Raw genomic sequence first — 23,411 nt, forward strand, 5'->3', positions numbered from 1 at the left:
GAGTGACATTCTTGAACCGCTTGGATGCATTGCTACCATTGATGCTAGCCCACTCGATGTGTGATGGTTTGTATACTTATATGTAATTTGTACAATCAAGTCATTGATGCTGTTAATGTGGATTAACTAATTGAATTTTAAGGATTGAAGCAATGTCGCATAAGCGTTCGTCGTGCGACGTTTTGTAAGATATCAGAAACAATAGTGTCATTTTTCTCACCTAATCTCCTCGCCAAATTTTGAGTTCTAACTTTTGGAAAGAGAAAATGAAAAAGAGTACATTGACCGTACTGTCAGGCTTGATAGCCGCCACGCTGGTTGGTTGCAATTCGAATTCGCCAAGTGATAGTTCACCTGGTGATGACAACGGTAATCTAGAGAGCGCAGTACAAGTCGCATTCATGCCAGATATCCACTTCCATGATGTTTACGGTAAATTTGAAGACGGTTCGTTCGCAGGACTCTACAACTCGGATAGTCGTGAGTATGCGACAATTCGAACGATGGAATCTCAAATGAACTCTACCCGTCTTTTCAATGAAAACTACTTTGCGATGATAGCGGCACTTGATGATGTGGTTGCGCGTGGTGTGAAGTATGTGGCCTTGCCGGGTGACTTTAGTGATGACGGGCAGCCAGTCCATATGCGTGGTTTGGTTAGTATTTTTGACCATTACCGTGATACACACGGCCTTGAATTTTTCGCAGCACCTGGTAACCACGACCCAGTGCGTCCATTTACAATTCCCGCAGGTAAATCTGATTACCTAGGAGAAGGTGGTAAAGAGCAACGCATCTTCAGCCTTGGTAAAGAAGAGTGTGTTGGTTATGACGATGAATGGACAACTATTCCAGGCCAAGGTGACAGCCTAGACACGATTTGTACTGAAGAAGTACGCGAGTGGGGCTATGAAGAGATCATGAGTATCCTTGGTACTCACGGCTTCTACCCTCAACAAGATTACCTCTACTTTGAAACCCCTTACAGCACCGACCAAGCTCGAACTAATTACAGCTATGATTTAGCGAAAGAAGAAGCGGCCTTTGATAAACGCATGTATGAGATCTGTTACGAAGGCACAGGTGGCAGTTACAAAGAAAATGGTTACACAAGCTGTTCTGAAGTGCCGGATACCAGTTACTTAGTAGAGCCAGTGAAAGGACTTTGGTTGTTGGCGATTGACGCGAACGTTTATCGCCCGAAAGAAAACTCGTCTGATAATTCTGTCGATGGTGGCACGTTTGACGGTTCAAGCAACGCTGGTTACAACATGATGCTGACTCACAAAGAGCATGTGATCGATTGGATCTCTGATGTGGTAAAGGCGGCGAAAGAGCAGAACAAGACGCTGGTTTCCTTCTCGCACTTCCCGATGACCGATTTCTATAACGGCGCTTCTGAAGAGATTGAAGACTTGTTTGGTGAAGGTAGCCACCAACTTGCACGTGAGCCTGACGACAATACCAGCCGCGCATTGGCAGCGACTGGCTTAAATATCCACGTTGGCGGTCACATGCACTTTAACGATACAGGTAAGAAGAGCTTCAATATTGATGGCGTTCAGCACACCCTTTTTAATATCCAAGCACCATCGCTAGCGGGGTATGTTCCTGCATATAAGCTCTTAAATATTCGCCCAGATAATCAGATCGAAGTTGAGACAGTAATTATCGACCAAGTGGCACGTTACAACGAGTTATTCAGTCACTATGAAGAAGAGCATGAGTACCTTACTCAAGCTGCAGCCGGAGACCCAGAAGCACAAGCGAAAATCTGGAACAAAGACATTTTGGATTCAGAAAACTACTACGAACTGACTGATTGGCACATCCGTGAACTAACGCGTCTGCGTTTCCTTCCGGGTGACTGGCCGCTAGAGATGCGCGCTATGATCATGGAAATGAACGGTGAAGAGATGATGATCATGTCTCAGCTAAAAACCAACTTCACGGTTTGTCAGCTAGCGAATGAACTCGGCTACGACGTAGGGACTTGCGTTGAAAATGGTGTGGATGATTACGAACAGTTTCAACGAGATTGGGAGACAGCTAAGGTTGTTGCTCAAAAGCTGGCTTCTTTAGAAGGACTAGAATTAGCTGATTTTGCAGAGTGGAGCGGTGAGCTACTAGCGACAGATTTCTACCGACTACGTAATGCAGACGAACTGGCATTCCGTGATATCGGTGAAACACAACTTCGCCAATACGAGTTGCTAAGCCGAGAGCTTTCAGAATTTGATGGTACGGTGGATTCTGAACTGGGTGACCTTGGCCAATATACCGTGGGAGAGGTATTCCGCTCTCGTTTTGGTAGCTTGTTTGTCATTCTTGAAAAATTCGCAACAGGCCAAGCGAGTGACCACTTCTTGATTGATATCGACCAGCAAACACTGACCGATCTGAAAGGTGAAGTGAAGCGCGATATTCTTAGAGGCTCTACGACAGTAAACTAAACGTTGCAGCTTTGCTTTTTTAAAGACTAAGTGTCTTGATTTCTCGATTAAAAAAGAGCCTGTTAGCCATGAGTTAGCGGGTTCTTTTGTTTTTAAATGAATGAGTGGGTCGGGACTTATTCATTGGTTTTCTGGTTAAGCTCTCTTAGGGTATGTCATAATAATTACTTACTGAAAAACACATGAATTAGACATAAAACTACAATATTCTAGCCGCCGAATTTAATGTTGTGGACCTAAACATGCTTTTATCTCTCCCACCGCCAGTGATGCTGTCACTCGCCATCGTGCTTGAAGTTGTCGCGACTTCTCTATTGCCTAAAACGCAACAGTTTACTTATTTACCGGCTACTGCCGCAGTATTGGCTAGCTACGGCTGTGCCTTTTATCTGTTGTCTTTAACAGTGCAAACCATGTCTTTGGGTGTGGCGTATGCGATTTGGTGTGGGGCGGGGATCGTGCTGGTCGCAGCTCTGTCTTGGCTGGTCTACGGACAAAAACTCGATATCTTCGCGATCATTGGCATCGCTTTGATTTTGGCTGGTGTGGTGATTATCAACCTATTTTCGAACTCGGTGAGTCACTGAGTTCTCATTTGTCTTTTTCCTCTTTTCTTGTTAGCGACTTTAATCATATATACTCTGTTAATTCATATTTCCATGTAACATGAAGGTGACATTGCATGTATGCAACGCCACCTTTAAAGTATTGAGTTATAAGAAAAAAGATTTGCCCAAAAGTACTTATTACTTATTACTTATTATTTAGACACGACCGTCCATTTCATTAGAACTGGCTCTGCTTCCTCACACTGAATCAGTTCAAGTGGACGTTTCACCCATGGGCCCGCTTCTTGAGTTTCTGACGTCACTGCTAAACAGTAACTAGAGTCCGCTTTTAATCGAATGGTTTGATCATTTTCGCTGTAAACAAAACCTTGGTTTTTTGCGTCGCTACACTCTAGTAGCGCGAGTTCGCTTTTTCCTTTCGCAAGAAGCCCTTGCATACACAGCCCTTCAAATGCATAAGATTGAATCTTATTTGTTTCGCTGTCGTATTCAAATCTCACATCATGACCAGAATAGTTACGAGGAGAACCTTCAGGCGCTTTGGGTTTACAAGTGTGAGTTTGCATTAATTCTGATTGACCAGGTCCGTAGGTATCAATACAAAAACCATAACCGTTTGGCTCATCTAAATTATCGCTTAAGACAATGTATGGAGGTTCTGTCGGCACATTCGGCTCTGCTGCAAAGAGGAATGAAGGAGCAATAATTAAGCTAGATGTTACAATGAATTTGGTCATACTTTTTAGGTTCATATTAATTTCATCCTTTAATGAAGGTAGGTGTTGTGACTAAAATGGCTTACTGGTTAAAATTTTCGGTGAACTCTACAATTCTAGCGGCATTGACACCTTTGTCACTGCGACCGATTCGAGACACACTACGAATATCGATACGGCTTTTGTTGTTTATTGGGGTAACTTTAACGACTACATCGTCCATAAAACCAAAGAAAGTTGTTTGAGCCGTTGCTTCAAAGTGTAATGTCTCTGGATTTCCTGCAACCACTTCCCATCCATTATTTTTCGCTATATTCAGTGCTTTTGTGTACGCATCTGCAGAAGAAAGATTCGACTGAATAGGTTTAATGTATGGGTACAATTTTTTCTGTATTGCAGCGACCTCCTCTCCTGAATAAATCAGAGAGTTTTTGGCACCTGCACGCGTATCGTCTAGCACAAAAAATTCAGGTGGGTTTATAGTGTCGGTAGTAATGTCATGAATTGCAGGCCCACGCTTCACCGGTTGAATCATGCCATTGATCATTGGAGCGATGAGGCCCAACCCTATGAATACAGCAACCAGAGACTTGAGCGCACCAGTGCGATTACGAGTAATCCATTGGTAGATGAGCCCGAGTGTACTTAAAGCGAGTAAAGAGAGGCCTATAGGGTTGAGGTAGTTTCGAATGTAGCCAAAGCCAACAATAGGGTCCCATAAGCCCATACGAGCCCCAAATATCATCACCGCAACCACTAGCAATGCGGTAAAAGCGATGACTAGTAACAATGTTCCTATACGAGATGTACGGTTGTTCGTCATTTTCTATCCTTTGAAAGTTTTCAGCGAGTAATGATGAGCCATTCCTAGGCTCACCATTCCTTCATTTTGTTAGTACTTCGTTTTGCGATTACTCAGTTTGGTTGTTCGTCGTTGTTTGCTATTTCTGCTTTGTCATCTGACTTGAACAGTTTGCAGATCAACACAAAAAATAGCGGAGCGAAGTAAATCACTAACAACGTCGCTCCCATCATGCCGCCTAAAACCGACGTACCAATCGCATTACGTGCATTAGCACCTGCACCCGTACTCAGCACTAAAGGTAATACACCGAGCCCAAACGCCAGTGATGTCATGATAATCGGGCGTAAACGCATCTCACACGCTTGTACCGTTGCATCAATAATGTTGACGCCTTTTTCATAAAGCTCTTTGGCGAACTCAACAATCAAAATGGCGTTCTTGGCGGTTAAACCTATGGTAGTTAGCACGCCTACTTGGAAGTAAACATCGTTCTCTAGCCCTCGCAACATGATTGCAGCCAGTGCGCCGAGTATCCCTAATGGAACCACCAGAATAATCGCAATTGGAATACTCCAGCTTTCATACAAAGCGGCTAAGCAGAGGAAGACCATCAAGATAGAGATCGCATACAAAATTGGCGCTTGGTTGCCAGCTTCAATCTCTTGATAGGACATTCCCGTCCAGCTCACCTGTACATCGTTTGAAATCTCTGCGGCCAATCTATCGATTTCAGCCATTGCTTCGCCAGTACTGTAGCCAGAGGCGGCTTCACCGACGATTTCCACTGCAGGATTACCGTTATAACGTTGTAATTGTGGAGAGCCTTGGCCCCAGTGATAAGTGCTGAAAGCTGAGATAGGCACCATCTCACCGTTGTTGTTACGCACAAACCATAAGTTCAGGTCTTCTGGTGTCATGCGATATTCTGCATCAGCTTGAATGTAAACCTTCTTTGAGCGGCCACGGTCGATAAAGTCATTCACGTATGACGATGCCCAAGCAATCGACAGTGATTGGTTGATGTCATCGATTTCTAAACCGAGCACTTTGGCTTTCTCATAGTCGACATCAAGGAACAGTTGCGCAGTATCCTCTAGGCCATTTGGACGTGTACTTTGCAATAATGGACTTTGTGCCGCTGCACCAAGTAGTTGGTTTCTTATTTCAATCAGCTTGTCATGACCGACTGCACCGACGTCTTCTAGGTAGAAGTTAAAGCCAGTTGAAGTACCAAGCTCTCGGATCGCTGGGCTACTAAAAGCAAAGATCTGTGCATGTTTGTAGTTTGAAAACTCGCCCATAACACGGCCGATAATGGAATCCACATCAGTTCCTGGTTCAGTCCTTTCTGACCAATCCTTCATGCCGATGAACGCCATCGCTGCGTTTTGTCCAGAGCCTGAAAAGTTGAATCCAGACACGGTAAACACGTGGTCGACAGTGTGTGACTCGTTCTCTTCAAAATAATCTTTGATATCCAACATCACTTCTTGTGTCTTTTGTAATGTGGTCCCCGTTGGTGTGGTAACCATCACCATGAAGTCACCTTGGTCTTCATTTGGTAAAAATGAACTTGGCAGCGCGTTGTATAGGTAAGCCGTGCCGGCAAAAAGCATTAGGTAAACAAAAACGAAGCGTAGTGGTCGCTGTAAAGCGTGTTTAACTGAACCTCGGTATTGGCTGGATAGCTTGTCGAACCCTCGGTTAAACAGTGCAAAAAACTTATTGCTCGACGCTTTATCGACAGGCTTTAGAAGCGTTGCACACAATACAGGAGTAAGAATCAATGCGACGACAACGGATAGCACCATTGCCGAAACAATCGTCAAAGAGAACTGTTGGTAGATAACGCCCGTTGACCCTGACATGAAGGCCATAGGAATAAATACAACCGACAACACCATCGTAATACCGATTAGGGCACTGGTAATTTGTCCCATAGATTTTTTGGTTGCTTCAAGAGGAGATAGATTCTCTTCATCCATCAACCGCTCAACGTTTTCCACGACTACGATGGCATCATCAACCAGCAAACCGATCGCTAACACCAAACCAAACATGGTGAGTGTATTGATTGAGAAACCCAGCATGGCCATGACACCAAAGGTACCAAGTAGTACGACTGGCACAGCAATGGTTGGGATTAAGGTTGCTCGTAAGTTCTGCAAAAACAGCAACATCACGATAAATACAAGCCCAACTGCTTCAAACAGCGTTTTGACCACTTCAGTGATAGAAAGGCGAATGAATAAGTTGTTATCGGTTGTTTTAACCAATACTAGTCCGTCTGGAAAACCTTTTGAAAGTTGTTCCAGTTTTGCATCAACCGCGTTTTGTGTGTCTAACGAGTTCGCGCCGGTGGCGAGGGTGATCGCAATACCTGAAGAGTCCTTACCCATGTAGGCAGGAATGGATGAAGATTCTTCACTGGCTAACTCGACACGTGCAACGTCTTTGAGCTTAATTTGAGAGCCGTCACTGTCGACTTTAATTAAGATTTCCTCAAATTCTTCAACGCTGGTTAATAGGCTTTGCGCTGTGATACTGGCATTAATTAACTGAGAATCAACGGCTGGCGTTCCGCCTAGTTGTCCAACGGTAACTTGGCTGTTTTGAACCGATACTGCATTAGAAACGTCAACAGGTGTGAGACTGTAGCTGTTCAATTTTGCAGGATCTAACCAGATGCGCATCGCATAAGATGGACCGAAAATAGTCACTTCACCTACGCCGTTCACACGGCTTAAGATGTCCTTAATGTTTGAGTTTGCATAATCTTGAATATCACCCGCACTCATGCTGCCATCAGGCGAATACAGGTTGGTGACCGACATAAAACCCGACGTACTCTTGGTCACAGACGTGCCTTGGTTTTGTACTGCTGTCGGCAGGCGATTGCTCACTTGCTGTAAGCTGTTCTGCACCTGTACCTGAGCGATATCGGGGTCAGTTTCTGCACTAAACGTTAAGGTAACGCTCGCACTACCAGAAGAGTCACTTTTCGATGCCATGTAAAGGAGGTTATCTAACCCTGTCATGCCTTGCTCGATGACCTGAGTGACGCTGTCTTCAATCGTTTTCGCTGAAGCGCCAGGGTATGACGTTGAAATAGTCACTGCTGGTGGTGCAATTGTTGGGTATTGCGCGACAGGCAAAGAGACGATCGCCGCAATGCCGGAAAGCATAATGACAATGGAAATCACCCAAGCAAAAATCGGTCTGTTAATAAAAAAGTTCGATAAAGACATGGTTTACTCCTCGCTTGCCAAAGCAGGAACGGCACTGTCTGTTCTGCTATCGACAACAACCGCAACATCATTTTTCATGTTAATGATATTGGTGATCACGACTTGTTCACCGCTAGAAAGTCCCTCTTTAACAACCCAACCGTTGCCCACTTCATTACCGAGAATCACTGGTTTTTTTATGGTCTTGTTGTCTTGGTTAACGACAAAAACTGAAGGCTCACCAGACTGGCTTCTTACCACTGCAGATTGAGGAACAACAAGGTAGCCTCGTGCTTCTGGCATTGAAATATGGGCGCGTACGTACATACCGGCGAGTAAAGTATTGTCAGGGTTCGGAATGATGGCACGTAGCGTTACGGTGCCGGTTGAGTCTGAAACAAGATTATCGGCAAACTCTAAATGACCGGCTACTTCATATGCACTGCCGTCTTCTAACGTGATCGTGACTGGGATTTCTGCATTTTTGTCCGTAAACGTCGCAAACTCTTTTCTGATTTTTGTAATCGCTAACGAAGATTGCTGCATATCCACGTAAACGTTCGTGGTTTGCACAATAGTCGTTAAATAAGAAGACTGCTCAGAGGTCAACAAAGAACCTTCGGATACTAAAGAAAGACCGGCCTGACCTGAGATAGGGGCTTTTATCTTGGTGTATGAAAGTTCAATATTGGCATAATCCAATTCCGCTTGGCTGATCGCGACTTCAGCTTGGGCTTCTTTGTAAAGCGCATCTGCATCATCAAAATCTTGCTGACTGGTCAGTTTTTTCCTTAATAGTTCTTTATAACGAAGTGCCGTTTTTCGAGCGGTATCTTCGCTCGTTAATGCTTTTGCCAATTGAGCTTGTGCACTATTGACGTTGGATTGATAAGTGGTTGGGTCAATTTCATAAAGTACATCATTGGCTTCTACGTGAGAGCCCTCTTTGTATAGACGGCTTTTGAGAATCCCCGTTACTTGGGGTCTCACTTCTGCTTGCTTGAACGCGGCAATTCGCCCTGGCAACTCGGTCGTTAAACGCAGTGTTGTTGGGGTTAAGTCTAAAACGTCGACATGAATAGGACCTGGGGCTGGTCGTTGTTCCATAGCTTGTTCGCCACAGCCCAATAATAGAGAGCTAGAGAGAAGTAAGCCCAAAGGCAATCTTAACGCGCGGGGTAGAGACATAATTAAACCTTATCCTAGAAGCAGAATTGCAAACATAGAAAAAGGATAGCAGTTACATGGTTAAGGCGGGGTTAAGGCTTAGGGGTTATACGAGTCTTTTGAGGTAGTTGAAAATAACTTGATGCAGATTGCATTAATGAACTTAGAAACGCTTAGTTATACGTCTCTTTGTTGTTCGTTATTTCTCTATCACCACACATTTGCCACATAATTTAATATTATTTAACAAAACGTATTTATTATCAGCGGTTTACATAATATTGATGTCTCAAAATTCCCTCACATTTTTTCGTTATCCTAGGAGCAATGAAAAAATTGGGAAAACCTTCGCATGAAAAACATAAAACAGTTAGTGACTATCATTTTACTTGTTATCGCTATCGGTGCTGTCGCCGCTTATTTTTATATGAAGAACGATACCTCAACCGTCACTTATTCTACGGAGCCTGTTCGCATCGGTAACATCGAAGATGTGGTCCTCACTAACGGTGTGCTATATCCCTACAAAATGGTGAATGTGGGCGCGCAAGTCTCAGGCAAGTTAGAGTCGATAGCCGTGACGGTCGGTGACACACTTAAAGCCGGCGATGTCATTGCTCAGATTGATAACCTTTCACAAGAAAATGCATTGAAAGAATCCCACGCTTCACTCACTAACATTAATGCGCAATACCGAGCGAAAGAAGCGCAGATTTATCAGTCACAGCTTGCCTTTGAACGACAAAAAGCGATGTTGTTAAAAAATGCCAGCTCGCAATCCATGTACGATGCTGCAGAGGCCGAACTTCTTGTTTATGAAGCCGAACTCGACCAACTGGTTGCAGAAAAAGAGAAAGCACTGATCAGTGTCGATGATGCTCAACTGGATTTAAGCTATACAAAGATCGAATCACCGATTGATGGCACGGTTGTTTATGTCTCTGTTGAAGAGGGGCAAACCGTTAATACAAATCAATCGACACCTTCCATTGTTGAAGTCGCTCAACTTGATGTAATGACCGTAAAGGCACAAGTGTCTGAAGCCGATATCATTCACATTGCGACGGGGCAAAAAGTGTACTTTTCGATTTTAGGCGCGCCACAACACAATTTTCATGGTGAACTGAAATCAATTGAGCCTGGCCCAACCCTTTTGACTGGCGACGATAGTGAGCTAAACATTGGCGACAACGATGCCATTTACTACAACGCGGTATTTGATGTCGACAATACGGAAGGGTTGCTTCGCTTTGGCATGACAGCGCAAGTGTCAATCGTGTTAGATGCAGCTCAAGAGGCGCTGTTAGTTCCGTCCCAAGTCCTTACTAAAAAGATCCAAGGCAAGAATCGTTATCGTGTCCCTGTTTTAGTTGACGGCGCATTAGAGATGCGAAATGTTGAGATTGGCATCAATAATAAAGTGTATGCACAAGTTCTGAATGGACTAGAGCTAGGAGACCGAGTTGTTATTGGTCAAGCGAACGCCAAATCGTCATCAGGTTTTGATATGTCATCGACATTAGGGCCTGAGAAAGGTGGTCGTGGTAATGGAGGTCCTGGAGGCCGCGGTCAAGGTAACGGCGGGAGACCTTAGTTATGAGTGACGTTCTATTAGAAATCTCAGGACTCAGTCGTCGTTTTCCTGCAGGTGATGATCAGTTAACGGTATTGAACAACGTTAACCTAACCATACGTCGCGGTGAAATGATCGCGATAATGGGTGCATCTGGTTCGGGTAAATCGACTTTAATGAATATTTTAGGTTGCTTAGATACTCCTAGCGAAGGAACTTATCTTGTTAATGGTCGAGATACATCGGTAATGAACCCTGACCAGTTAGCAGAGTTACGACGTGACTATTTTGGTTTTATATTTCAACGTTATCATTTGTTAGATGATCTCACTGCTATCGGTAATGTCGAGATCCCTGCGCTTTACTCGGCCGAAAATAAAGCGTCCCGCCAAGCACGAGCTGAGCAGCTGTTAAAAAGGTTGGGGCTAGCGGAGCGAATGGATCATAAGCCAAGTCAACTGAGTGGTGGGCAACAACAACGAGTCAGTGTCGCGCGCGCTTTGATCAATGGCGGTACGGTGATCTTGGCCGATGAACCAACCGGTGCGTTGGATAGCCATAGCGGTAAAGAGATGATGGACTTGCTTCGCGAGTTGCATCAACAAGGGCATACTATTGTTCTGGTTACTCATGACCCTAAGATCGCCGCCTCTGCGGAACGCGTAATCGAGATCTCTGATGGAGAAATCGTGAGTGATATAACGAGCGATGCCAGTAACGATAGCGCCTCAACTGAATATTCAGCGACAGTTCATTCGGCAGTAGCTAGTTCGGCAGTGGTTAGTTCGACGGTAGCTAGTTCGACAGTAGCTAGCTCGGTAACGGATGATTCGTCGACAAGAATCGAAGAGAAACAAAGTGTCAATAAACCTATATCAAAGCCATTTTCTGCACAGTGGTTCAGCGTTGTTGAAGCGTTCAAAATGTCGCTATCCGCAATGGGAAGCCATCGACTAAGAACGTTTCTGACGATGCTGGGGATCATCATCGGTATTGCGTCTGTGGTGTCCGTTGTAGCGATTGGTAATGGTTCTCAAGCTCAGGTGTTGTCACGAATGGCTTCAATGGGCACCAATACTATTGAAATCAAACCAGGTTCTGGGCTGGGCGACCGACGTGCTGGGCGAGTGAGAACCTTGACAGCAAATGATGCAAACGCTTTAACGAATCTCTCCTTTGTTGATAGTGTGACACCGACTGTGCGTGTGAATGTGGCGGTGCGCTATGGTAATGAGGCGGTGACAGCAGAAGTGCAAGGTGTGGGTCCTGACTACTTTCGCGTTCGAGGTTTTGAAGTCGCACAAGGGCAGCTATTTGATGACGGAAGTATCGATGCACTAGAGCAAGTGGCGGTTATTGATAACAATACCTTAAATGACCTTTTCCCTGATGGCGAAGCACTTGGCAAAGTCATCTTTTTAGGTCGCTTGCCAGTACGTATTATCGCGGTTACCGAAGCAAGAGAAATGGCGTTTGGTAATAGTGATGCTCTGAATGTTTGGCTACCTTATAGCACGGTAAATTCTCGTATTTATAGCCAAAATTACGTTAATGATATTACGGTCAGGGTGAGCGATGAAGTATCCAGTACCGCTGCAGAGCAAGCGATCATTAATTTAATTAAAATGCGCCATGGTGTGGAAGATTTCTTTACCGTGAATACGGATACGGTCAGAGAAAATATCGAACAAACTTCATCAACGATGACCTTACTGATCTCGGCTATTGCCTTTATTTCATTGGTGGTGGGTGGCATCGGTGTTATGAACATCATGCTGGTGTCGGTAACCGAACGAACGCGAGAAATCGGCATTCGCATGGCAGTTGGAGCGAGGCAAGCGGATATTCTAAGACAATTTTTAATAGAAGCCGTTTTAGTGTGTTTGTGTGGTGGCGCTTTGGGTATAGGGTTAGCTTACGCTGTGGGCTTGATTGTCTCATCGACGAGCAGTGGTTTGAGTATGATTTATTCGACCAACTCAATTATTGCGGCCTTTATTTGCTCAACATTGATCGGGGTTCTCTTCGGTTTCTTACCCGCAAGAAATGCAGCAAGATTAAACCCTGTGGATGCGTTATCCCGAGGATAAGGAAAGAACGTTGCAGATAGATTATAAATTGAAGCTCATCCATAAATTCTTCTTTGCTTTTTGTATCACAAGCTTTGTCGCGGTGTGCATTATGCTCGCTTTGATTATGCAGAACCTGTCGTCGGGTTTTCATGACTTTATCAAAGAGGCCGAATCGAGCTATATCAAGCAAGTCAGCCAAAAGTTGGGAGAGTACTATCAAACCAATGGGTCGTGGCAATCGCTAAAAGAAGACGAGAAGCATTGGCGACGCTTGGTGGGCACTCGAAAAGGACCAGAGGAGCGTGAGTCACTCGCTTTACCGACGGATACGACGGGAATGAGCCAGTTACTGCAAACGCAGAGAAGACTCAGTTTATATGATGTCGATAAAACGGTGGTGGTAGGCCGCTCTCGAATTGATGAAAGCGCTTTTACTCACGCCATTGTGTTAGACGGTGTCGTGGTCGGCTGGCTCAGTTATGTTCCTTCGCGGCTGGCTGAACACAGCCCTGCCAACGCATTTTTGGCTGAGCAATACCAAAGCTATGTTGCGATTACGTTGGCCGTTATCGTGCTTGCGTTTATAACAGCTTGGCTTTTTTCTCGTCACTTGGTTGCGCCCATTTTTAAAGTGAATGAAGGTACGACTCAGTTGATTCAAGGTAACTTTTCAGCAAGGGTGGAGAGTGCTAGTAACGATGAACTTGGCGTACTCACTGACAATATTAACGTTCTGGCTCAGACACTGGAGAAGAACAAAACGGAACGCTCAAAGTGGATGTCAGACGTTGCTCATGAACTGAAAACACCGCTCACAGTGGTTCGAGGGCAACTTAACGCGATCCAAGATGGGATTTTTAAAGCGGATGAAAAGCGCTTACAGGTGATGATTGATCAAATTGATAGCATGAGCCATTTGGTCGGTGATATCTATCAGCTGTCTATTACTGATATTGGCGGTTTGTCATACCAAAAATCTTCATTCGACCTTGTTGAGCTTCTCAAAGGTATCTTACTTGGCTTTAAGGTTAAGACCGATGAATTGGGGCTAGGTTTAGAGTGTGAATCGCTGTATGGGAAAGAGCAGACAGCGTGTTTTGTGGTGGCTGATCGAGAGCGTTTGACGCAGTTGTTTACCAACATATTGGAAAATAGCTGTCGTTATACCGATGCTCCGGGAAGCATCGCTTTATCCCTTCACAAAGACAAAAATACCGTAGAGGTGGCAATTGAAGACACGTCTCCATCCATACCTGAGCAAGATTTCACACGGGTATTTGAACGCTTTTATCGAGTAGAACAATCTCGCAGTCGCGAGCATGGTGGCTCTGGTATTGGTTTAGCATTGTGTCACCAAATTATCGAAGCGCATCAAGGCATTATTTGTGCTAAAAAATCAGATCTGGGCGGTGTTAAAATGATGATAACCCTACCGATCCATCACCATACTGGATCACAATAAGATTTCGATAGAGGAAAGAGAGAATGAAGACGCATATTTTGATTGTCGAAGACGAGGAATACATTGCCGAAGTCTTGATCGCGTATTGCCAAAATAGCGGCTTTGAAGCGACCCACCTCGCATCGGGTGCGAATGTTGTTGAGACAGTGAAATCGCAGACTTTTGACTTAATGTTGCTTGATTTAATGCTGCCAGATGTAGATGGTGTGGAAATATGCAAACAAGTACGTCAGTTTTCTCAATTACCTATCATCATGGTGACCGCAAAAAGTGAAGAGATTGACCGATTAATTGGTTTAGAGTTCGGAGCTGATGATTATATCTGCAAGCCGTTTAGCCCTAGAGAAGTGATTGCGAGGATCAAAACGGTACTTCGCCGAATTCAACCAAACCTAGTATCTAACCGTTCTTCTCAACCTAGCCCTGAGTTAGTTTTGGGACAATTTGTATTAAAGCCTGACGAATATGAGGCCCGATTTAGTGGCTGCTTTCTCGACTTAACGCCCAAAGAGTTTATGTTACTTCGCCTGCTAGTGGAGCATCCCGGCCGAGTCTATAGTCGTGATGATATTCTCAATGCGCTTTACAGCGACCTTGCCGATGTATCAGACAGAAATATTGATACCCACATAAAGAACATTCGTAAAAAAATCCATGCTGTGGCACCAACAGCAAACCCTATCCGTTCGGTTTATGGGGTAGGGTACAAATTGCTGATTGAAACGCCTAAGTAGCCAGAGATATCTTGCTTAATATCCCGTCAGCTCCATATAGCCAGAACCAGAGTGAGATCCTTTAATCACGATTGGCCCTTCCCAATAGGGCACCGATCGTAGCATTTTCGCATTTGGATTAAGCGCCGAAACGGTCAGTTTAATTTGTTACGTCGGAATCTAAAGTTGTTAACCTACATATTAAATTATTGAATATATTAGATTAATCCAAATAAATGCGTTTTGTGCATGTATTTTATGAAAACAGCTCACTTTACTCATAGATTGGTCGGTTTAATATAGCCAGCAGAAACCAATGATTATAAATAATCATCGATATTATCTGTTTATCAATAACTTAGGAGGTCATTGTGACTATTCCGACAACCGATATGATGGAAGCTTGGGTGGGATTTCAAGCTGGCGAGTGGCAAACATCCGTTAATGCACGTGATTTTATTCAGCGAAACTACACCCCTTATCAAGGTGATGAATCTTTCCTTGCTGATGTGTCGGAGTCGACGACACAGTTATGGGAATCGGTGCTAGAAGGTATTAAAGAAGAAAGCCGCACTCATGCCCCTGTCGATTTTGATACTGATATCGTTTCCACTATTACCTCACATGATGCAGGTTACATTGCAAAAAACCTCGAAAAAATCGTGGGTCTACAAACCGATAAACCACTGAAACGCGGCATCATCGCTAATGGTGGTATTCGAATGGTGAAAACGTCGTGCGAAGTGTACGGTCGTGAATTAGAGCCACAAATCGAAAAGATCTTCACTGAGTACCGCAAAACGCATAACCAAGTAGCGTTCGATCTTTATACTGACGAAATTAAAGCATGTCGCCGTTCTGGTATTATTACTGGTCTGCCAGATGCTTATGGTCGTGGACGCATTATTGGCGACTACCGTCGTCTTGCTTTGTACGGTATCGACTTCCTAAAATCAGACAAAAATGAGCAGTTCAAATCGACTCAGAAGATGCTTGAAACGGGTGGTGATTTAGATAAGACATTGCGTCTACGTGAAGAGCTTACTGATCAAATTCGTGCCCTTGATGAAATGCGAGAAATGGGTTTGAAGTACGGCATTGATATGTCTTCTCCTGCTCGTACCGCGCAAGAAGCAATACAGTTTACCTATTTTGGCTACTTAGCTGCGGTTAAGTCTCAAAATGGTGCTGCGATGTCGCTAGGCCGCACATCAACCTTCTTAGATGTTTACATCGAACGTGACCTTAAACTTGGTCTTATTGATGAAAAACAAGCGCAAGAGTTGATCGATCATTTCATTATGAAGCTTCGTATGGTTCGCTTCCTGCGCACACCTGAATACGATTCATTGTTCTCTGGCGACCCAATTTGGGCAACAGAAGCTATGGCTGGAATGGGCGTTGATGGTCGTACACTCGTTAGCAAAACGACTTTCCGTTACTTGCACACATTGCACACGATGGGCCCAGCACCAGAGCCGAACATGACGGTTCTATGGTCTGAACAATTGCCTATCGCGTTTAAACAATACGCGGCTAAAGTGTCTATCGAAACCTCATCACTTCAGTATGAGAATGATGATCTAATGCGTGCAGATTTTGATAACGACGATTATGCGATTGCGTGTTGTGTGAGCCCGCAAGTGGTTGGCCAACATATGCAGTTCTTCGGTGCTCGTGCAAACCTTGCTAAAGCGTTGCTTTACACCATTAACGGTGGTGTTGATGAAAAATCTAACATGCAGGTTGGTCCTCAAGTTGCTCGTATCGAAGATGAAGTTCTTGATTTTGAAAGCTTAATGCCTCGCTTTGATAACATGATGGATTGGCTTGCAACGCAATACGTCACTGCGCTGAACGTGATCCATTACTCGCATGACCGATATAGCTATGAAGCATCGTTAATGGCATTAATGGATCGCGATGTTCATCGCACAATGGCTTGTGGTATTGCAGGGCTGTCGGTTGTTGCTGATTCGCTTGCGGCTATCAAATACGCGAAGGTAACACCAGTGCGTAACGAAGATGGCGTCGCTGTCGATTTTGAAATTGAGGGCGAATATCCGAAATTTGGCAACAACGATTCACGTGTCGATGATATTGCTTGTGATTTGGTTGAACGTTTTATGAAGAAAATTCAGAAAATGAACACCTACCGTGAAGCGGTTCCAACTCAATCTATCCTTACGATTACTTCAAACGTTGTATATGGTAAAAAAACCGGTAACACACCAGATGGTCGCCGCGCAGGTATGCCATTTGGTCCGGGCGCAAACCCAATGCACGGTCGTGATGAGAAAGGTGCGGTGGCTTCACTTTCTTCGGTTGCCAAACTGCCGTTTGAATTCGCTAAAGATGGTATTTCTTACACCTTCTCAATCGTACCAAATGCACTGGGTAAAGATGATCTAAGCCAAAAAGTGAACCTAGCAGCACTAATGGATGGTTACTTCCACCACGAGGAACGTGCAGGTTCGATTCGTGTTGAGGGTGGGCAACACCTTAACGTGAACGTACTTAACCGTGACATGTTGTTGGATGCCGTCGAACATCCAGAAAAATACCCGCAGCTAACTATCCGAGTGTCGGGTTACGCTGTGCGATTCAACTCGCTAACACGTGAGCAGCAACAAGATGTAATTAGCCGCACGTTTACTGCTAAGATCTAACCGTAAACTTCGAGTTATACGGTTCTAAAAAAGCGCGAGGATGACATCCGTCTCTCGCGTTTTTTTGTGCGTTGAGCATACCGCCAACTATATTGTTGGTCGCCGCGTTGTCTTGGCTAGACTACGGACAAACCGATATTTACCCGGTGATTGGATTTACTTTGATTCTGTCTGGTGTGGTTGTTTTTAAGGTCAGTGATCACTAAGGTCTCTAATTTATTTCTGCCTTGAAGCGTTCAAGCCTATGACTCAGAACTCATTTCTTGTCACTAACTTGCCTACTTTTTTAATAATTCAATATGATAAGTCGGCCTGTATCTGTCTAGCGTGTAGGTTGCATTCACCTCGACTTCGACAACACTCTTCTGCTCGAACGTCAGTAACAGTCATGAAATCCATAACATATTCAGTTAGTTACAGCGGCTCGTATTCTATTGAGTTTTGCATCTCTAAGATCATTCGATTAACTTTTATTTTCTTTTGAATACGTTCAGGAAAAAGAGAGGCATACTCTGCCGTATCTAGCTGTTTGAAATCTAGAGCAATACTGTTAATGATTTTGACATACTTATCGCCGACTTCTTTAAGATCATTCAAACGGTTTGTTTCCTTACTAATCGCTCTCTGCAAGTCTTGTTGTTTACTCCAAAGTTTATCTAAATTAACACCACTCTCTAACTCAGCTTTCTTTTCCTCTAGACTCTCCGTTTCTTGTTTTAGCCGTTTGACACGGTTTTCTAACTCGGTTAACGCGTCATTTGATACACCTTTTCTATCAAGTGCAGCTTCAAGCTCACTCGTGATTTTATAATGTGCTCCATCCAATATTTGTTGTGCTGTTCTTTGAGCGCTTTCAACCATTGATAACTCTTGTTTTAGAGCATTATCGGTAATCATTTGAGCATTATTTCTAGTATCTTCTATTTCCGAAGCTAACTCAGCTAGAACATCATCTCTAACTTCTACTCTGACCTTTTCACGTTGTTGTTCTGCTTCAACTCTCGCATTGTTAATAATTCTTCCCGCCTCTAACTTGTTAAGATAGATGGTTTGCTTGAGTTGTTCTAATTCTTGATTTAAAGATGACTTCTCTTCTTCAAGCCGCACAACCACAACTTGAAGGTCATTCGCTAGGGACTTTATCTGCTTATAGAGTTCTTTTTGCTCTCGCTCTTTTTCTTGCCACTTTCCAACTCTTTGTTTTATTCGGTCAACCCTTTCCTTAGCTTGTTCCTCACGCTCAGAAATGTTTTCAGTAATTCTTTGAACTTGTTTGCGATGCCTTGCTATCTTTCTCAACAACATACTTCTTTCTTTGCTGATACTCATCGCGGCTTGCTGCTCAATAAAATCCCAGAATGGATTTAGCGGATTTAATGCTGTTATCTGAACTCTTACATTTTCATAGCTGTTCAGCAGTGAATCTGAGTCCAATCCAACTAGAAATAACTCAAGAGCACTCCTGCCCTGCTTTCGAAAGTCCACTATTTTATCTGGTGGGGTTTCATGAGTATTAGTAACTTCCACGTAATACTCTTCCCTACCGATCTGGCAGACGACATCTGGAATCCTTCCGTCTCTATAGACCTCTAGACGGACATTTTTCACACCTACCATTTCACAATCACTAGAATCAAAAATGCCACTGGAGTATGGATGAGGAATGAGCTTCTCTCGTTCGATGAACTCCTTTGCACTCAAATGCAACTGGGTTTCATACGAATAGCGACATTCTGCGTTACTTTGATGGCGTAAGTAGCTAGCTATGCCTTTATTACTATGTGCGGCAACCATGAAGTCTCCACAGCAAGGACAGACAACGTCATCCTGAGTGCCACTTTCTAACTCAACAACAGAAACAACTCTACTCTCACTTAGCTTCCACCCAAAAATAGAACGATTTCTCATGCACACCTCAACATTGGAAAATAGTGATGGTTAAAAACACAAAATATGGAATAAATCTCATATTAATTCTCACAATATTATCAAGTCAAAGACAATGTGTGCTTACTTCGTGTGATCCGCATCATCAATGCTAGACAATAAGTTAAGCGACTTTTCCATACTTCACGTAATTCATGACATGTTAATGTTCTGATTTGCGAAACTGATTTTTGTCCAGAACCTTCATAGTCTGAATTTTGCCCGTGGCACTTTCTTGTTCAAAAGTACCCATTTCCGTTTTAGAACCTATTTCAATATGAGTTGTCAGGAGGTTGCTTGCGAGCAGTTATATGCGCTCGCAGGGTCTTGTATCTGGAGGATGGTTCTATGGTGTGAATCTCTAAATTCTCCACAGAAGCAACATTAGCCGCAAGCTTCACATCACTTCATTACTATCGACGGTTTAGCATAAGTAGGCTATATCTCTGAAACCAAGATACTCGGTTTATCCGAAATAAACCGTATTGTACGATTCTTTGCTCAGCATCCTAAGTTCCAAGAACGCCTTACTCAGTAAATTCTAGTCGCGATACAAACTCTAGTTGAAACAGAAAATGTTGCAGTGACTATTAAAGCACCCTCTATCGTCTAATTACATTTTATAAGTCAGCCCTCGTCACTTTTTGGATTTTAGACATTAGAACGTGTTTGCATGGGTGACTCACCAAACAACTGTTTGTAGCTTTGGCAAAAATGTCCTAGATGAAAAAAACCAAAATCAAAGGCGATTTCATTGATGCACCGCTGTTCGCTTGGGGTTTGCAGAATGCGCCGTATCTGGTTGAGACGAACGCTTTGTATAAATTGTTTTGGTGAAGTATCACAACAGGATTCAAAGGTGTATTGCAACGTGCGGCGACTTACATAAACGGCATCGCATAGTTCCGACACGGTGACGGGTTTACGGTACTGCGAGTTATCTAGGTACTGTCTAATTCGACGCATAGTGTTCTCACGCTGTGAGGCATTGGCTTTTTGAACGACATGGTTCGACGATTGAGCGAACAATTCGACCAACATATCTTGAACAATGGAATGATGAGTTTGAAAAGACCAGTGAGATTGACTCGGGGATAGTAGCAGGGTCAAGTAAGCTTTTATTTGTTGGGTGTAAGGTTGAGAGCAACCAAGAAAGTGGCTCTTGTTGTGTAGTGATTCAAGATCTAGTTGCTGCTGAATAACCTCAACCATTGCCGGGCTGATGACTAGCCCATAAATAGAAAAGGTTTCTGGCGTAAGTAGCTCAAAATCTACCCCAGCCTCACGAATCAAAATACTATCAGGATTACCTTGTACGTGGTTGATGTGTAAAGGTCTATCATTTGCACTGATCCCTAACCAAATCCCCTCATTAATACGGCATTGTTGCTTGAGTTTTCGGTTGCTATCTTCTCGAAAAAGGTGCGCGTGAGAGAATTTCCGTTCACGGATTTGACCTAGAAAACTTCCTCGACTCAGTTGGTCATATTCTTGCTGCCAGTTAAAGAGACTGGCTGCCTGTTGATTCGCATCAAATGTGTTGAATGTGCACAAATCAGGTGCATAACGCATTAATTCTTCATCTTTTCTCATCATTTAATGACCTACCCATCTGACCCACATTAGTACAATGTTTTTTAACTGGCTGTTTATTAATGTTTTTTCATGTTTGCCGATTCTTGATATTCATTCGGTTCAAAAATCGCTTAATTACTCATAGATACAAAGGTTTTTGAGCAAGAACTGAACCAGTTTATGAAGAGGGGATTTATGACAGCAGCTTATCGCCGACAACAAGGGCATCTGGTTTTTAACTTTAAGTCGTTAGCCGATCTAATGGCTAAGGCTACGCCAGAGCGTTCAGGAGATGCTTTGGCTGGTGTATCTGCGACTTCTGCAGCAGAGCGTGTTGTCGCTCAGATGACACTGGCAGACTTGCCCCTAAAGACGTTTTTAAACGAAGCGGTGATTCCTTATGAAAGTGATGAAGTCACTCGTTTGATCATTGATAGCCATGATAGAGAAGCGTTTAAAGCGATTGATCACCTTACCGTTGGGGACTTTCGTAACTGGCTGCTCAGTGATGAAGCCGATAGTTTGACGCTTGCAAAGCTGCGTTCTGGCTTAACTCCAGAAATGGTGGCTGCAGTGAGTAAGATCATGCGTAATCAGGATTTGATCCAAGTAGCCAAAAAATGTCGGGTAGTGACTGCGTTTCGTAACACCATTGGCTTGCCTAGTCGTTTATCTACCCGTTTACAGCCCAATCATCCAACCGACTCTCTCAATGGCATTGCTGCCAGTATTTTTGATGGCTTGATGTATGGCAATGGTGATGCTGTGATCGGCATTAACCCCGCAACAGATAATGTACCGCAGGCGATTAAGTTGATGAACCTGATGGAAGAGGTCATTCAACATTATCAGATCCCGACCCAATCTTGCGTATTAACCCACGTGACCAACACGATTGAAGCGATTGAGATGGGGGCCCCTGTGGATCTTGTCTTTCAATCTATTGGTGGCACTCAAGGTACGAACGATACCTTTGGTATTAACCTTTCGGTGCTTAAAGAAGCAAACGAAGCGGCGCTTTCGCTGAACCGAGGCACCGTTGGAAGTAATGTTATGTACTTTGAAACTGGGCAAGGTACAGCTCTCTCTGCCAATGCTTTTCATGGTGTGGACCAACAAACTTGTGAAACACGGGCTTATGCTGTGGCGCGTCATTTTAATCCATTGTTGGTGAATACCGTGGTTGGCTTCATCGGCCCCGAATATCTATTTGATGGAAAACAGATTATTCGAGCAGGGCTTGAGGATCATTTTTGTGGAAAATTGCTTGGCCTGCCGATGGGGTGCGATATCTGCTATACCAACCATGCCTATGCCGATCAAAATGATATGGATAACTTATTGACGTTGCTCGGTGTTGCTGAGTGCTCGTTCATTATGGGCATTCCGGGTTCTGATGACATCATGCTCAATTACCAAACAACCTCGTTTCATGATGCACTTTATGCACGCAAGGTGTTGGGTTTAAAACCTGCGCCTGAGTTTGAGGAGTGGCTAACTCAGATGCAGATTTTTGATGATGTAAAAGAGGTACGCCTAAATGAGCGACTCTCCGGCTCATTTGCTGGTGCTCTAGCACAACTCAATGGAGGCCCTGCACATGGGTAAGGTGGTCTCTATGGCAAAGCATTCTGCTTCTAAGCTGGTAACTCAAAACCCTTGGCACGAGCTTAGAGGTTTTACATCGGCCCGTATCGCACTGGGGCGAAGTGGTAATAGTGTTCCAACCAAAGAGTTGCTTTCCTTTCAGCTCGATCACGCACAGGCGATGGATGCTGTTCATTGTGCCTTAGATGTGGATGCATTGGTTGAGCTCTTCGTTCAATCAAACTCCGTCATTCAACATACTTCTCAGGCACCAATTAAGGCGCACAGTAAAGCGACAGACAGATTCATGTATTTGCAAAGGCCGGATCTTGGTCGTGAGCTTGATGACGCTTGCTGGAATGCGTTGCAAGCCGTTCATCATTCAGAGTCTTCCCCGTTTGATCTCGCGATAGTTGTGGCTGATGGCTTGTCTTCAATTGCCATTCAAAGTCACGCAAATCCAGTCATTGAGCATCTGCTTTCTTTATTAGGGGAAGACGAAGTGCCGTGGCATGTGGCTCCTATTACTGTAGTGAGGCAGGGCCGAGTGGCAATTGGAGATGATGTTTGCGAGTGCTTACAAGCGAAAATGGTGGTTGTTCTGATTGGTGAACGCCCGGGATTGACCTCTCCAGATAGCATGGGTATGTACCTGACTTGGCAGGCAAGAAGAGGAGCAAAAGACTCCGATAGGAACTGCATTTCTAATATTCGTCCACAGGGGTTGGCTTATGAGGATGCGTGTAAGCGAGCGGTATACCTATTAAAGGAAGCTCGTCGGCTAGAGCTTTCTGGGGTCAACCTTAAAGACCGCTCGAGTATCGAGGAAGAAGCTGGTGAGCAGTTAGAAGACAAGCGAACAGGCAATTTTTTAATTGGATAAAAGATAAAAATAGA

15 protein-coding genes and 2 pseudogenes are annotated in these 23,411 nt (G+C 44.0%); 10 read left to right on the plus strand and 7 right to left on the minus strand.

Translation table 11 applies throughout. The annotated features are described in order from the left end of the window. Positions 1-266: 266 nt before the first annotated feature. Positions 267-2,453, plus strand: coding sequence for a metallophosphoesterase (locus ITG09_23110; GenBank protein UPR54267.1), 2,187 nt, complete (start codon positions 267-269; stop codon positions 2,451-2,453). 242 nt (positions 2,454-2,695) lie between these two features. Next, entirely contained in the window at positions 2,696-3,040 is a 345-nt protein-coding gene (locus ITG09_23115) for a QacE family quaternary ammonium compound efflux SMR transporter (protein UPR54268.1), read from the plus strand. A 173-nt stretch (positions 3,041-3,213) separates the two neighbouring features. Here ITG09_23115 and ITG09_23120 read toward each other — a convergent pair whose 3' ends face one another. From ITG09_23120 to ITG09_23135, 4 genes are all read right to left on the minus strand, one after another. Further along, entirely contained in the window at positions 3,214-3,774 is a 561-nt protein-coding gene (locus ITG09_23120) for a ricin-type beta-trefoil lectin domain protein (GenBank protein ID UPR54269.1), read from the minus strand. Positions 3,775-3,820: 46 nt separating this feature from the next. Then, positions 3,821-4,561 (minus strand): DUF1499 domain-containing protein, encoded by a 741-nt coding sequence (locus ITG09_23125; GenBank protein UPR54270.1) that lies wholly within the window; start codon positions 4,559-4,561, stop codon positions 3,821-3,823. 92 nt (positions 4,562-4,653) lie between these two features. Beyond that, positions 4,654-7,791, minus strand: a complete 3,138-nt coding sequence (locus ITG09_23130) for an efflux RND transporter permease subunit (protein UPR54271.1) — start codon at positions 7,789-7,791, stop codon at positions 4,654-4,656. Positions 7,792-7,794: 3 nt separating this feature from the next. Then, positions 7,795-8,958 (minus strand): efflux RND transporter periplasmic adaptor subunit, encoded by a 1,164-nt coding sequence (locus tag ITG09_23135; GenBank protein UPR54272.1) that lies wholly within the window; start codon positions 8,956-8,958, stop codon positions 7,795-7,797. A gap of 331 nt (positions 8,959-9,289) precedes the next feature. Between ITG09_23135 and ITG09_23140 the strand changes: the two genes are divergently transcribed. From ITG09_23140 to ITG09_23155, 4 genes are read left to right on the plus strand one after another with little or no spacing between them, the layout of a single operon-like run. After that, positions 9,290-10,531 (plus strand): efflux RND transporter periplasmic adaptor subunit, encoded by a 1,242-nt coding sequence (locus tag ITG09_23140; GenBank protein UPR54273.1) that lies wholly within the window; start codon positions 9,290-9,292, stop codon positions 10,529-10,531. A gap of 2 nt (positions 10,532-10,533) precedes the next feature. Then, positions 10,534-12,600: a MacB family efflux pump subunit gene (macB, locus tag ITG09_23145; protein ID UPR54274.1), complete on the plus strand. Its 2,067-nt coding sequence runs from the start codon at positions 10,534-10,536 to the stop codon at positions 12,598-12,600. A 10-nt stretch (positions 12,601-12,610) separates the two neighbouring features. After that, a complete protein-coding gene (locus ITG09_23150; protein ID UPR54275.1) occupies positions 12,611-14,044 on the plus strand; it encodes a HAMP domain-containing protein in 1,434 nt (477 codons plus the stop codon). A 23-nt stretch (positions 14,045-14,067) separates the two neighbouring features. Further along, positions 14,068-14,778 carry a response regulator gene (locus ITG09_23155; protein UPR54276.1) on the plus strand — a complete coding sequence of 237 codons (711 nt, stop codon included), beginning with the start codon at positions 14,068-14,070 and terminating at the stop codon, positions 14,776-14,778. 15 nt (positions 14,779-14,793) lie between these two features. Here the strand turns inward: ITG09_23155 and ITG09_23160 are convergent. Continuing rightward, positions 14,794-14,946 (minus strand): annotated as a pseudogene (locus ITG09_23160) (lipocalin family protein). Positions 14,947-15,149: 203 nt separating this feature from the next. Between ITG09_23160 and pflB the strand changes: the two are divergent. Then, complete coding sequence (gene pflB / locus ITG09_23165) at positions 15,150-17,426, plus strand: formate C-acetyltransferase (GenBank protein ID UPR55242.1); 2,277 nt, start codon at positions 15,150-15,152, stop codon at positions 17,424-17,426. A 414-nt stretch (positions 17,427-17,840) separates the two neighbouring features. Here the strand turns inward: pflB and ITG09_23170 are convergent, their stop codons facing one another. Further along, positions 17,841-19,334, minus strand: coding sequence for a hypothetical protein (locus ITG09_23170; protein UPR54277.1), 1,494 nt, complete (start codon positions 19,332-19,334; stop codon positions 17,841-17,843). 418 nt (positions 19,335-19,752) lie between these two features. Between ITG09_23170 and ITG09_23175 the strand changes: the two are divergent. Continuing rightward, a pseudogene (locus tag ITG09_23175) lies at positions 19,753-19,890 on the plus strand (GTP cyclohydrolase I). A 113-nt stretch (positions 19,891-20,003) separates the two neighbouring features. On the opposite strand, the gene ITG09_23180 reads toward ITG09_23175, so the two are convergent. Then, positions 20,004-20,924 carry a helix-turn-helix domain-containing protein gene (locus tag ITG09_23180; protein UPR55243.1) on the minus strand — a complete coding sequence of 307 codons (921 nt, stop codon included), beginning with the start codon at positions 20,922-20,924 and terminating at the stop codon, positions 20,004-20,006. A gap of 198 nt (positions 20,925-21,122) precedes the next feature. Between ITG09_23180 and ITG09_23185 the strand changes: the two genes are divergently transcribed. Further along, complete coding sequence (locus tag ITG09_23185) at positions 21,123-22,535, plus strand: ethanolamine ammonia-lyase subunit EutB (GenBank protein ID UPR54278.1); 1,413 nt, start codon at positions 21,123-21,125, stop codon at positions 22,533-22,535. Continuing rightward, entirely contained in the window at positions 22,528-23,397 is an 870-nt protein-coding gene (eutC, locus tag ITG09_23190; GenBank protein UPR54279.1) for an ethanolamine ammonia-lyase subunit EutC, read from the plus strand. The genes ITG09_23185 and eutC overlap by 8 nt, the downstream gene beginning before the upstream one ends. Positions 23,398-23,411 lie beyond the last annotated feature (14 nt).

Origin of the sequence: Vibrio cyclitrophicus, from assembly GCA_023206055.1 — a bacterium.
Taxonomy (GTDB): domain Bacteria; phylum Pseudomonadota; class Gammaproteobacteria; order Enterobacterales; family Vibrionaceae; genus Vibrio; species Vibrio cyclitrophicus_A.